The organism is Rhodococcus sp. NPDC056960, assembly GCF_042674125.1.
Classification (GTDB): Bacteria; Actinomycetota; Actinomycetes; order Mycobacteriales; family Mycobacteriaceae; genus Rhodococcus_F.
In genome coordinates this window covers 1-12,021 of sequence record NZ_JBHURF010000016.1, presented here as the reverse complement: position 1 = coordinate 12,021, position 12,021 = coordinate 1, and the positions used below count along the sequence as shown (strand labels likewise).

11 protein-coding genes are annotated in these 12,021 nt (G+C 67.6%); 8 read left to right on the top strand and 3 right to left on the bottom strand.

Features of this window, described 5'->3' with window-relative positions:
• The first annotated feature begins 5 nt into the window (after window positions 1-5).
• The 6 genes from argF to ACFTWF_RS24895 all read left to right on the top strand — a co-directional run bounded on the left by argF (window position 6) and on the right by ACFTWF_RS24895 (window position 7,522).
• Window positions 6-941 (top strand): ornithine carbamoyltransferase, encoded by a 936-nt coding sequence (argF, locus tag ACFTWF_RS24920; RefSeq protein ID WP_378463840.1) that lies wholly within the window; start codon window positions 6-8, stop codon window positions 939-941.
• Window positions 938-1,477, top strand: a complete 540-nt coding sequence (locus ACFTWF_RS24915; protein WP_378463839.1) for an arginine repressor — start codon at window positions 938-940, stop codon at window positions 1,475-1,477. Before argF ends, ACFTWF_RS24915 begins: the two co-directional genes overlap by 4 nt.
• A gap of 47 nt (window positions 1,478-1,524) precedes the next feature.
• Window positions 1,525-2,724 carry an argininosuccinate synthase gene (locus tag ACFTWF_RS24910; protein ID WP_378463838.1) on the top strand — a complete coding sequence of 400 codons (1,200 nt, stop codon included), beginning with the start codon at window positions 1,525-1,527 and terminating at the stop codon, window positions 2,722-2,724.
• 2 nt (window positions 2,725-2,726) lie between these two features.
• Complete coding sequence (argH, locus tag ACFTWF_RS24905; protein ID WP_378463837.1) at window positions 2,727-4,175, top strand: argininosuccinate lyase; 1,449 nt, start codon at window positions 2,727-2,729, stop codon at window positions 4,173-4,175.
• A 111-nt stretch (window positions 4,176-4,286) separates the two neighbouring features.
• Complete coding sequence (locus tag ACFTWF_RS24900) at window positions 4,287-7,271, top strand: acyl-CoA synthetase (RefSeq protein ID WP_378463836.1); 2,985 nt, start codon at window positions 4,287-4,289, stop codon at window positions 7,269-7,271.
• A gap of 38 nt (window positions 7,272-7,309) precedes the next feature.
• A complete protein-coding gene (locus ACFTWF_RS24895; RefSeq protein WP_378463835.1) occupies window positions 7,310-7,522 on the top strand; it encodes a Trm112 family protein in 213 nt (70 codons plus the stop codon).
• Here the strand turns inward: ACFTWF_RS24895 and ACFTWF_RS24890 are convergent, their stop codons facing one another.
• The 3 genes from ACFTWF_RS24890 to ACFTWF_RS24880 are packed head-to-tail and all read right to left on the bottom strand — an operon-like array spanning window position 7,523 to window position 9,632.
• Window positions 7,523-8,149 (bottom strand): TetR family transcriptional regulator, encoded by a 627-nt coding sequence (locus ACFTWF_RS24890; protein WP_378463834.1) that lies wholly within the window; start codon window positions 8,147-8,149, stop codon window positions 7,523-7,525.
• Window positions 8,146-8,901: an ABC transporter permease gene (locus ACFTWF_RS24885; protein WP_378463833.1), complete on the bottom strand. Its 756-nt coding sequence runs from the start codon at window positions 8,899-8,901 to the stop codon at window positions 8,146-8,148. The genes ACFTWF_RS24890 and ACFTWF_RS24885 overlap by 4 nt, the downstream gene beginning before the upstream one ends.
• Window positions 8,901-9,632, bottom strand: a complete 732-nt coding sequence (locus ACFTWF_RS24880) for an ABC transporter ATP-binding protein (RefSeq protein ID WP_378463832.1) — start codon at window positions 9,630-9,632, stop codon at window positions 8,901-8,903. The genes ACFTWF_RS24885 and ACFTWF_RS24880 overlap by 1 nt, the downstream gene beginning before the upstream one ends.
• A 92-nt stretch (window positions 9,633-9,724) precedes the next feature.
• Between ACFTWF_RS24880 and ACFTWF_RS24875 the strand changes: the two genes are divergently transcribed.
• Both ACFTWF_RS24875 and tyrS read left to right on the top strand, forming a co-directional pair.
• Complete coding sequence (locus ACFTWF_RS24875; RefSeq protein WP_378463831.1) at window positions 9,725-10,342, top strand: DNA-3-methyladenine glycosylase; 618 nt, start codon at window positions 9,725-9,727, stop codon at window positions 10,340-10,342.
• A gap of 8 nt (window positions 10,343-10,350) precedes the next feature.
• Window positions 10,351-11,628, top strand: coding sequence for a tyrosine--tRNA ligase (tyrS, locus tag ACFTWF_RS24870; RefSeq protein ID WP_378463830.1), 1,278 nt, complete (start codon window positions 10,351-10,353; stop codon window positions 11,626-11,628).
• Window positions 11,629-12,021 lie beyond the last annotated feature (393 nt).

Sequence of the window (12,021 nt, the reverse complement as noted above, 5' to 3'; positions counted from 1 at the left end):
CGGACATGAAGCACTTTCTCCGGGACGACGATCTCACCCCTGCGCAGCAGGCCGAGGTCCTCGAGCTCGCCGCCCGACTGAAGAAGGCCCCGTTCGCCGAACGCCCGCTCGAAGGACCCCGCGGCGTCGGCGTGATCTTCGAGAAGAACTCGACGCGCACGCGGTTCTCGTTCGAGATGGGTATCGCGCAACTCGGCGGGCACGCGATCGTCGTCGACGGGCGCAGCACCCAGCTCGGCCGGGAGGAGACGCTGCAGGACACCGGTCGCGTCCTGTCCCGGTACGTCGACGCGGTGGTGTGGCGCACGTTCGGGCAGAAGCGGCTCGAGGCGATGGCCTCCGGCGCGAGCGTGCCGATCGTCAATGCGCTGTCGGACGAATTCCACCCGTGCCAGGTCCTGGCGGACCTGCAGACGCTCGCGGAGCGGAAGGGATCGCTGACGGGGCTGAAGCTCACCTACCTCGGCGACGGCGCCAACAACATGGCGCACTCGCTGATGCTGGGTGGTGTGACCGCAGGCGTCCACGTGACCATCGCCAGCCCCGAGGGGTTCGCACCCCTGCCGTGGGTGGTCGAGGCCGCCCGGACGCGGGCAGCGGAGACCGGCGCGACCATCACCCTCACCGACGACCCGCAGGCGTCGGTCGTCGGCGCGGACGCGCTCGTGACCGACACCTGGACGTCGATGGGTCAGGAGAACGACGGACTCGACCGGGTCGGTCCGTTCCGTCCCTTCCAGATCAACGCCGCACTGCTCGCGAAGGCCGACGCCGACGCGGTGGTCCTGCACTGCCTGCCCGCCCACCGCGGCGAGGAGATCACCGACGAGGTTCTCGACGGACCGCAGAGCGTCGTCTGGGACGAGGCGGAGAATCGCCTCCATGCGCAGAAGGCGCTGCTGGTGTGGCTGCTCGCACAACGAACCGGTGACCGTCCGTGACTGCTCAGCCGCAGAGTCCCGGTGCGGCTCAGCCGCAGAGTCCGCGCGCCGCGAACCCGGCGACGGCACCGACCCGGGCAGGACGGCAGGCGCGCATCGTCGCGATCCTGTCGAACAATCCCGTCCGCAGTCAGACGGAACTCGCGGCACTGCTCGCGGCCGAAGGCATCGATGCCACGCAGGCCACGCTGTCGCGTGACCTCGAGGAATTGGGTGCCGTGAAGCTCCGCGCCGCGGACGGCGGCGCCGGCGTGTACGTGGTGCCCGAGGACGGAAATCCCGTCCGCGGGGTCTCCGGCGGAACCGACCGGCTGTCTCGGTTGCTGGGGGAGTTACTGGTGTCGACCGACTCCAGTGGCAACATGGCGGTGCTGCGAACTCCTCCGGGGGCAGCGCACTATCTGGCGAGTGCACTCGATCGGGCATCATTACCTGACGTCGTGGGAACCATCGCGGGGGATGACACCGTTCTCGTGGTGGCACGTGAGCCGCTGAGCGGGGCGGAACTCGCGGCCAAGATCGAATCCCTCGCCTGACAACTGAATCATCTCTACAGATCTTCAACCTAAGGAGCACAAGGACCATGGCCGATCGCGTCGTACTCGCCTACTCGGGCGGGCTGGACACCTCAGTCGCCATCAGCTGGATCGGCAAGGAGACGGGCAAGGAAGTTGTTGCTGTCGCCATCGATCTCGGCCAGGGCGGCGAGGACATGGAGGTCGTGCGTCAGCGTGCACTCGACTGCGGTGCGGTCGAATCGGTCGTGGTCGATGCGCGCGACGAGTTCGCCGACGAATACTGCCTGCCGACCATCCAGGCCAACGCCCTGTACATGGACCGCTACCCGCTGGTGTCGGCCATCAGCCGACCGCTGATCGTCAAGCACCTCGTCGAGGCGGCCCGGGCCCACGGCGGCACCACGGTTGCGCACGGCTGCACCGGCAAGGGCAACGACCAGGTTCGGTTCGAGGTCGGCTTCGGGTCGCTCGCCCCCGACCTCGACGTGATCGCGCCGGTCCGTGACTACGCGTGGACCCGCGAGAAGGCGATCGCGTTCGCCGAGGAGAACGAGATCCCGATCAGCGTCTCCAAGAAGTCGCCGTTCTCGATCGACCAGAACGTGTGGGGACGCGCCGTCGAGACCGGGTTCCTCGAGGACCTGTGGAACGCGCCGACCAAGGACGTCTACGACTACACCCAGGATCCGACCGTCAACTGGCAGGCCCCGGACGAGCTGATCATCAGCTTCGAGGCGGGCCGCCCGGTCGCGATCGACGGCAAGCCGGTCACCGTCCTCGAAGCCATCCAGGAACTCAACCGCCGCGCCGGCGCCCAGGGCGTCGGCCGTCTCGACGTCGTCGAGGACCGTCTCGTCGGCATCAAGAGCCGTGAGATCTACGAGGCCCCCGGCGCGATGGTGCTGATCAACGCCCACCAGGAACTCGAGCACGTCACGCAGGAACGCGAACTCGGCCGCTACAAGCGGCAGACCGAGCAGCGCTGGAGCGAGCTGGTGTACGACGGCCTGTGGTTCTCGCCGCTGAAGGTCGCACTGGACACGTTCATCGAGAAGACCCAGGAACGCGTCTCCGGCGACATCCGGCTGGTGCTGCACGGGGGTGCGATCATCGTCAACGGCCGACGCAGCAACGAGTCGCTGTACGACTTCAACCTGGCCACTTACGACGAGGGCGACACGTTCGACCAGTCCTACGCCAAGGGATTCGTGCAGATCCACGGGTTGTCCTCGAAGGTCGCGGCGAAGCGCGATCTGGGCCTCTAGGCATGAGTGCTCACGGCACCAACGAAGGTGCGCCTCGTCAGGGTGCGACCGTGACCGGCGCCCTGTGGGGCGGCCGGTTCGAGTCCGGACCGGCGGCCGCCATGGCGGCGCTGAGCAAGTCCACCCACTTCGACTGGGTGCTGGCGCCCTACGACGTGCGCGCGTCCCAGGCGCACGCCCGGGTGCTGCACAAGGCCGGCCTGCTCGGTGACGACGATCTGGCGACGATGCTCGACGGTCTCGGCCGGCTCGCGGCCGACGTCGCGAGCGGTGACTTCGTCCCGAGCGAATCCGACGAGGACGTGCACGGGGCACTCGAGCGTGGCCTGATCGATCGGGTCGGTCCGGAGGTCGGGGGTCGCCTGCGTGCCGGGCGATCGCGCAACGACCAGGTGGCGACGCTGTTCCGGATGTGGCTGCGGGATGCGGTCCGCCGGGTTGCGGAGGGCGTTCTCGACGTCGTCGACGCTCTCGCGACGCAGGCGGCGGCGCACCCGTCGGCGGTGATGCCGGGCAAGACGCACCTGCAGGCGGCGCAGCCGGTTCTGCTCGCGCATCATCTGCTGGCGCACACGCACCCGTTGCTCCGTGACGTACAGCGGTTGCGGGACTTCGACGTGCGAGCGGCCGTGTCGCCGTACGGTTCCGGCGCGCTGGCCGGCTCGTCCCTGGGGCTCGATCCCGAGGCCATCGCCGCGGAGCTTGCGTTCGATTCTTCGGCCGAGAACTCCATCGACGCCACGTCGTCGCGGGATTTCGCGGCCGAGGCGGCGTTCGTCCTCGCGATGATCGGCGTCGACCTGTCGCGGATGGCCGAGGAGGTCATCCTCTGGAGCACCCCGGAATTCGGGTACATCACGCTCGCCGACGCCTGGTCGACCGGCTCGTCGATCATGCCGCAGAAGAAGAACCCCGACGTGTCCGAACTCACCCGCGGCAAGTCGGGTCGGCTGATCGGCAACCTGACCGGCCTGCTGGCGACCCTGAAGGCGCAGCCGCTCGCGTACAACCGGGATCTGCAGGAGGACAAGGAGCCGGTCTTCGATTCCGTAGCGCAGCTCGAGTTGCTGCTCCCGGCGATCACCGGGCTCGTCTCCACCCTCGAATTCCACACGGACCGAATGGCGGAACTGGCGCCGGCAGGGTTCACGCTGGCTACCGACATCGCCGAGTGGCTCGTGCGGCAGGGGGTCCCGTTCCGGGTTGCGCACGAGGCGGCGGGGGCGTGTGTCCGCGTCGCCGAGGCGCGGGGTGCAGGGCTCGAGGACCTCACCGACGAGGAACTCGCCGGGGTCGACGCGGCGCTCACTCCGGACGTGCGCGAGGTGCTCACCGTCGAGGGCTCGATCGCCTCGCGTAACGCCCGCGGCGGTACGGCCGGTATCCGTGTCGCCGAACAGTTGGGCGGGGTCCGCGGGTTGTCGGAGTCGCTGCGCGAATGGTGTCGATGACACCGGTGCCGGACGGCCCGGATCAGGGCTTTGTGACGCGTCGAGCGCAGTAGGGTGAGGGCGGGCGGCAGTGCGAACTGCGTCGCGGAGCGAGAGTCTGGGAGAGTATTCGTGGGATTGAATACCGAAACGGTGATGGGCCCGATCCGTCGCGTGGTGGCGACGGCGCAGAACGGGTTGGAGGTGGTCCGTCTCGGTGGACTCGAGACAGACCTCACCACTTCGCCGTTCGAGGTGGTCGAACGCGCGCCTATGTATCGGCTGCGGCGGTATTTCCCCGACACGGACCCCGCCGACGCCGGGCCCCCGATCGTCCTGATTCCGCCGATGATGATGTCGGCCGACGTGTACGACGTCACGCGGGATCAGGGGGCGGTCGGCATCCTCCGCGGAATGGGGATCGACCCGTGGGTGGTCGACTTCGGATCGCCGGATTCCGAAGAGGGGGGCTGGGATCGGACTCTCGCCGACCACATCATCGCGATCAGCGAGATCATCGACCAGGTGCGGGCGCACACGGGCCGGGACGTCTACCTCTCCGGCTACTCGCAGGGCGGCATGTTCGCGTACCAGGCGGCGGCCTATCGCCGAAGCCGCGACATCGCCGGCCTGGTCACGTTCGGCAGTCCGGTCGACACGCTCGCCGGGCTGCCGTTCGGCATACCCGCAGGTTTCGCCACCGACGCCGCCGGTTTCCTCGCCGACCACGTCTTCAACCGCCTCGCGGTGTCGGGGTGGATGGCGCGCACCGGTTTTCAGCTCCTCGATCCCGTCAAGACCCTGAAGTCGCGGCTCGACTTCCTTCGTCAGTTGCACGACAGGGAAGCGCTCCTGCCGCGGGAGCAGCAGCGGCGATTCCTCGCAACCGACGGCTGGGTGGCGTGGTCCGGTCCGGCCGTCGCCGAGCTGCTCACCCAATTCATCGTCCACAACCGCATGATGACCGGCGGGTTCGTGATCAAGGACCAGGTGGTCTCGCTCGCCGAACTGACCTGCCCCATCCTCGCGTTCGTCGGCGAGGTCGACGACATCGGTCAACCGTTGGCCGTCCGCGGCATCCGTCGTGCCGCGCCACGAGCGAACGTGTACGAATCGACTTTGAGAGCGGGGCATTTCGGCCTCGTGGTCGGTTCGTCGGCGGCGACCCACACGTGGCCCACGACCGGCAAGTGGGTGCTGTGGAACGAGGGGCTCGGAGCGCGGCCCGCCGACATCGATCTGATGCGCTACGACGAGCACTTCGGTAGCGAGTCCGGAGTCTCCATCAGCGACCGCATCATCCACACCGTTGCCTCGGTCGCCGAGGTCGGTGTCGGTGTCGGCAAGGGGATCAGCGACTTCGCATCGGGCGCGCTGCGGGGAACCGTCGAGCTGTCCGGCGAGGCCACCCGCGCCCTGCCGCGGCTGGCACGGCTCGGGCAGATCCAGCCGCACACCCAGATTTCGCTCAGCCGACTGCTGGCCGAACAACGCCGGAAGGCGCCGGGCGGCGAGTGCTTCCTCTTCGACAACCGCGTCCACACCTACGAGGCGGTCAACCAGCGGATCGACAACGTGGTGCGTGGCCTGATCCAGGCCGGTGTCCGCCCCGCCTCGCACGTCGGCGTCATGATGCAGACGCGCCCGAGTGCACTCGCCGCCATCGTCGCGCTGTCCCGTCTCGGTGCCGTCGCGGTTCTCCTGCCGCCGGGCCGCGAGGTCCATACCGCTCTCCGCATCGACGGCGTCGAGCGCGTCGTCACCGACCCCGAGAATCTGGATGCGGCGATCGCGACCGGCATGCAGGTGCTGGTACTGGGCGGCGGCGCCCAGCGTGACCTCGACGTGCACGCCTCGGCCGACGTCGTGGATCTCGAGAAGATCGATCCCGGAACCGTGACCCTTCCCGGCTGGTACCGGCCCGATCCCGGTCTTGCGCGCGAACTGGCGTTCATCATCTGCAGCGAGTCCAACGGGCACTGGGAGACCAAGCAGATCACCAACTACCGGTGGGCGCTGTCGGCGTTCGGGACGGCCTCCGCGGCCGACCTCGACCGCGGTGACACCGTGTACTGCCTTGCGCCGCTGCATCATTCGTCGAGCCTGCTCGCCGCGATCGGTGGCGCGGTGACGGGTGGCTCCCGGATCGCGCTGTCGCGCGGACTCGACCCGGAACGGTTCGCCGAGGAAGTCCACCGGTACGGCGTGACGGTGGTCAGCTACACGTGGACGATGATGCGCGAGATCCTCGACGCGGAGAACCTCGCGCTCGATGGCAGCCATCCCGTCCGGCTGTTCATCGGATCCGGTATGCCGCAGGGGTTGTGGCGCCGCACGACCGAGCGGTTCGCCCCGGCGAAGGTCCTCGAGTTCTACGCCTCGACGGAGGGCGACGTGGTACTCGCGAACGTAGCCGGCGCGAAGGTCGGGTCCAAGGGGCGCCCCCTTCCCGGGAGTGCGGCGGTGCGTCTCGCCGCCTACGACCCGATCGCCGGCCGGCTGCTGGAGGACCAGCAGGGATTCATCCGGGAATGCCTGGACGACGAGGTGGGTCTGCTTCTCGGCAGGGCCGGCGTCCATGCGGAGATGTCCGGTGGAGCGATGCGGGGAATCTTCGCGGCGGGCGACGCGTGGATTCCGACGGAGAACCTCTTCCGCCGCGATGCCGACGGGGACTACTGGCTGGTCGATCACAGGAAGACCGTGATCGCCACACCGCGAGGACCCGTCTTCACGCAGCCGATCGTCGACGCGCTCGGCTCCGTCGATCACGTCGATCTCGCGGTCGCGTATGGCGTCGAGGTGGGTGGCCGGACGCTGGCCGTCGCGGCGTTCACTGTGCGGGAGGGCCGGCCACCGAGGCTTACCGAAATCGCCCAGGCGTTCGACGAGCTTCCGCCCGCGCTGCGACCCGACCTCGTCCAGGTGGTGGCGGACATCCCGCTGGGGTCCTCCTACCGCCCGAACGCCGAGGCCTTGAGTGCCGCCGGGCTTCCGAAACCGGGAACTCGTGTGTGGTACCTCGATCCGGGCTCGCAGCAGTACAAGCGGCTGACGAAGGCGATCGCCGCGGAGTTCCAGGACGGCTCGGCCGGAGTGCCTGCCGGCGCGCGGTAACCTGACACTGCTCACCCGAACGGTTGGAGAGGACTTCCGTGGTTATTGATCCGACACTGCTCGGCATTCTCGCGTGCCCACAGGACAAGGGACCTCTGCTGCTGGTCGGAGACGAGCTGCTCTACAACCCTCGGCTCCGGCGGGCGTATCCCATCGAGAACGGGATTCCCGTCCTCCTCATCGACGAGGCTCGGGACGTCGGCGAGGACGAGCACGCCACGCTTCTGGCCCGGGCCGCCGGCGAGGACTGATCACATCGGCAGATCGCCGGTGAGGTAGCGCTGCAACGTCGGAGCGATGATCGCGATCAGGTCGTCGACGGGCAGCGACGCGAGTGGCTCGAATTCGAGGACATACCGAGTCACCAGGACACCGGCCATCTGGGATGCCACCAACTGCATGCGGAGCATCCCGGTCCCGGGCGGGTCGTCGACCCGCGGACCGAGGTCCCGGAGCACGACCTCCAGCAGGAACGTGCGGATCAGAGTGGGTTCGTCTCCCGACATCGCGGACCGGAACGCCGCGACGACGGCCGGCCGGTGCGGCGACTCCCACACCGAGAGCACGGCACGCGCGAGATGGCGTCCGATTTCGTCGGTGGGGCCGTCGAGCACCGGCGCGATCACCTGCGTCGGATCCACGGGAATGTCCACGGAGGCGAGAAACAGCTGACGCTTGGTGCCGAAGTAGTGGTGGACCAAGGCGGAGTCGACACCGGCGCCGCCGGCCACGGATCGCACGCTCGTCTTGTCGAATCCGTTCTGTGCGAACAGTTTCCGGGCCGTCACCAGGATTCGCGACCGCGTGTCCGGGTTGCCCGGACGGCGTCCCGTACGCAGGGCGGGGGCCGCTTCTTCGGGTGTTGCGGGGTCGGTCATGGGGTGCGGCGCCTCAGCGTTGCGGCCCCCAGCGACAGCGCGAGCAGCGCGAAGGCGGTGACCACCGCCAGGTCGCGCCACATGTCGCCCGTCGCTCCGGGATGGGTGGCGACCTGCTGGAGCGCGTTGACGGCATAGCTGAGCGGGAGGACGTTGCTGATCCACTCGAGCCACGTGGGGAGCTGATCGCGCGGAACGAGCAGCCCGCACAGGAACAGTTGGGGTACGACGACCACCGGCATGAACTGCACCGCCTGGAACTCGGTGCGCGCGAACGCGCTGCACAGCAGGCCCAGCGCCACGCCGAGTATCGCGTTCAGGACGGCGATCAGTAGTACCCACGTGACGCTGCCCTCGGTGGTGAGGCCGAGGAATCCGAACGAGACGATGCAGGCGAGTGCCGCTTGCGCGGCCGCGGCGGTGGAGAACGCAGCCGCGTAGCCGCCGAGCAGGTCGAGTTTGCCCATCGGCGTCGTGAGCAGGCGTTCGAGCGTTCCCGACGTCCGTTCGCGTTGCATCGCGATCGAGGTGACGAGGAACATCACGACGAACGGGAGGATGCCGAGCATCGTGATCGCGACGCGCTCGAACAGCGACAGCTGACCGGGCGGCGCCGGCACGTTCTGGTACAGGAAGTACAGCAGCACCATCAGCAGACTCGGCACCACCAGAATCATGGCGACGGTGCGGTGATCCGTGCGGAGTTGCGCGAGGATCCGGCCGGTGGTGGCCGCGAAGATCGTGATGTTCATCAGTTCTCGCTCCCGACATGTGATGCTCGAATGAGGTTCAGGAAAGCGTCTTCGAGGCTGGTCTCACCGGTCTGCTCCCGGAGTTCGTTGGGGGAGACCTGCGCGAGAACGTAGCCGTCGCGCATGAGGAGTAGTGACGCGCAATGTTCCGCTTCGTCCATGACGTGACTCGACACGAGGAGGGTGGTGCCGGCGTCGGCGAGAGCTTCGAATCGCTCCCAGAGTTCGACGCGCAGGAGTGGATCGAGTCCGACCGTCGGTTCGTCGAGGACGAGGAGTTCGGGGCGGGCCACCAGGGCGCAGGCGAGGGAGACCCGTCCGAGCTGACCTCCCGACAGATCCGCCGCCTTCTGTGTTGCAAAGCGGGTCAGCCCCACCGCGTCGACGGCCTCGATGACGGCGCTCGACGGCTGACCGTAGAGCGCCGCGAAGTAGGCGACGTTCTTCTTCACCGTGAGGTCGGCATACACGCTGGGCGACTGGGTGACGTAACCGACGCGGCTCCGTAACGACACCGAACCGGCGGGGGAGCCCAGCACGGTGACCGTCCCGGATTCCACGATCTGGGTACCCACCACGCAGCGCATCAGGGTGGTCTTCCCGCAACCCGACGGTCCGAGGAGGCCGGTGATGGATCCGCTCGGGACCTCGAGGTCGACGCTGTGGAGTACTTCGTTCTTCCCTCGCCGTACACGCAGATCTCGAATGTCGATCGCAGGGCTGCCGCTCATGGCGTGCCTCAATTCATCACAGGGTGAATTCATTGCTTGATGAATTATGCGACCGTTTCGGTGGCCACGTCAACGGTGTGGAGAATCGGGGCGTGACCATCGATCGACTTGCCCGGGCGGAACCCGTCGACGCCGCGAAGATCGTCCTCGGTTCGACACTGATCGTCGGCGACGTGCGCATCCGCATCGTCGAGGTGGAGGCGTACGGCGGGGAGAAGGACGGCCCGTGGCCGGATCCGGCATCCCACTCGTACCGGGGGCGGACACCGCGGAACGAGGTGATGTTCGGACCCGCCGGCCACCTGTACGTCTACCGCAGTTACGGCATGCATTTCTGCATGAACGTGTCGTACGGACCCGTCGGGACTGCGGGTGGAGTGCTCCTTCGTGCGGGTGAGGTGCTGGGCGGGAGCGGGGCCGTCCGGGCCCGCCGGCCGCGCGTCACCCGACCAGCGGATTGGGCGCGCGGCCCCGGCAATCTCGGGTCGGCGACCGGCGTGACCCTCGCGGAGAACGGTGCGGCGTTGTTCGCCGCCGACTCGCCGGTTCGGCTGGAGGTCGCCGAGTCGGACGGCTGGGTCAGTGGTCCGCGGGTCGGGGTCAGCACGGCCGCCGACCGTCCGTGGCGCCTCTGGATTCCGGAGTCGCCTGCCGTGTCCGCGTACCGGAGAAGCCCGCGTGCGATGCCCGCCGGCGAGCAGATGGGATGATCGAACGCGTGACTGAGAACATCATCGACGAACTGACCTGGCGCGGGCTCATTGCCCAATCAACCGATCTGGACGTGCTGCGCCGTGATCTCGACGCCGGACCGGTCACGCTCTATGCCGGATTCGACCCGACCGGGCCGAGTCTGCATGCCGGCCATCTCGTTCCTCTGCTCGCGCTCAAGCGATTCCAGCGTGCGGGCAACCGCCCCATCGTCCTGGCAGGTGGAGCGACGGGCCTGATCGGCGATCCCCGCGACGTCGGCGAGCGGACGATGAACTCCGCCGATACGGTCGCCGAGTGGGCCGACCGGATTCGAGGTCAGCTCGAACGGTTCGTCGACTTCGACGATTCGCCGAGTGGCGCGGTCATCGAGAACAACATGAACTGGACGGGCAAGCTGTCCGCCATCGACTTCCTTCGTGACGTGGGCAAGCATTTCTCCGTCAACGTGATGCTGGCGAGGGACACCGTGAAGCGGCGTCTCGAATCCGACGGCATGTCCTACACCGAGTTCAGCTACATGCTGTTGCAGGCCAACGACTACCTGCACCTGCGCCGCAGTCACGGTTGCTCGCTGCAGGTCGGCGGGTCCGACCAGTGGGGCAACATCATCGCCGGCGTCGAGCTGAACCGTCGCATCGACGCCGAGTCGGTGCACGGGCTGACCGTCCCGCTCGTCACGTCCGCGGACGGCAAGAAGTTCGGAAAGTCGACGGGCGGCGGCAGCCTGTGGCTCGACCCCGAGATGACGAGTCCCTACGCCTGGTACCAGTACTTCGTGAACACCGGCGACGCCGACGTGATCAAGTACCTGCGGTGGTTCACCTTCCTCACCGCCGAGGAGCTGGCGGAACTGGAGACTGCGACGGCCGAGCGGCCACATGCACGCGAGGCGCAGCGCAGGCTCGCCGCGGAGATGACGACCCTGGTACACGGTGAGGCCAACACTCGTGCCGTGGAGCTCGCGAGTCAGGCACTGTTCGGCCGAGCGGAACTGCAGGACCTGGACGAGTCGACGCTGGCCGCTGCCCTTCGCGAGGCATCCGTCGCGGAACTTGCGCCGGGGGAGCCTTCGAGCATCGTCGACCTTCTGGTTCTCAGCGGTTTGTGTGAGAGCAAGGGTGCGGCTCGCCGCACCATCAAGGAAGGCGGCGCTTCGGTCAACAACCAGAAGATCTCGTCCGAGGACTGGATTCCCGAGGCAACCGATCGGCTGCACGGAACGTGGCTCGTGATTCGCCGCGGAAAGCGCAATTTCGCCGGCATCAAGATCCTGTCGAACTAGCGTGCGGCGGGTCACACAGGCGTAATTCGGCGAACCGCGGCTCGGTGGCCCCCGCGCAGCGCGGGCCACCTGCGGATTTTACATAGCGGATGCCTGTGACCTGGGGATTTGACGCTCCGTTTCCCGTCGCGTAACTTATTCCAGGTCAGAGCGACACGGACACCAACCCCGACCGAGAGGCCGGGGACACGAGGTTGGACGCAGGCGCCTGAACTTCCCGAGGGTACCGAACCTGGTTCGACGCTTTCGAGATGTCCTGATCGCCCCGGTTTGCGCCGGGACGCGGCAGGAGATAAGTTGGAACGGTTGCCCCGGAGCGGCCGAAGTTGATTCTTCGGTGGTGATGGTGTGTGCGTGTTCTTTGAGAACTCAACAGTGTGTCGATGAATGTCA

Coding starts and splice junctions, on each gene's coding strand:
- ACFTWF_RS24910 (WP_378463838.1), top strand. CDS start 1,525: ATGGCCGATCGCGTCGTACTCGCCTACTCGGGCGGGCTGGACACCTCA.
- ACFTWF_RS24880 (WP_378463832.1), bottom strand. CDS start 9,632: ATGAGCGGCAGCCCTGCGATCGACATTCGAGATCTGCGTGTACGGCGA.
- argH (WP_378463837.1), top strand. CDS start 2,727: ATGAGTGCTCACGGCACCAACGAAGGTGCGCCTCGTCAGGGTGCGACC.
- ACFTWF_RS24890 (WP_378463834.1), bottom strand. CDS start 8,149: ATGACCGACCCCGCAACACCCGAAGAAGCGGCCCCCGCCCTGCGTACG.
- ACFTWF_RS24885 (WP_378463833.1), bottom strand. CDS start 8,901: ATGAACATCACGATCTTCGCGGCCACCACCGGCCGGATCCTCGCGCAA.
- argF (WP_378463840.1), top strand. CDS start 6: ATGAAGCACTTTCTCCGGGACGACGATCTCACCCCTGCGCAGCAGGCC.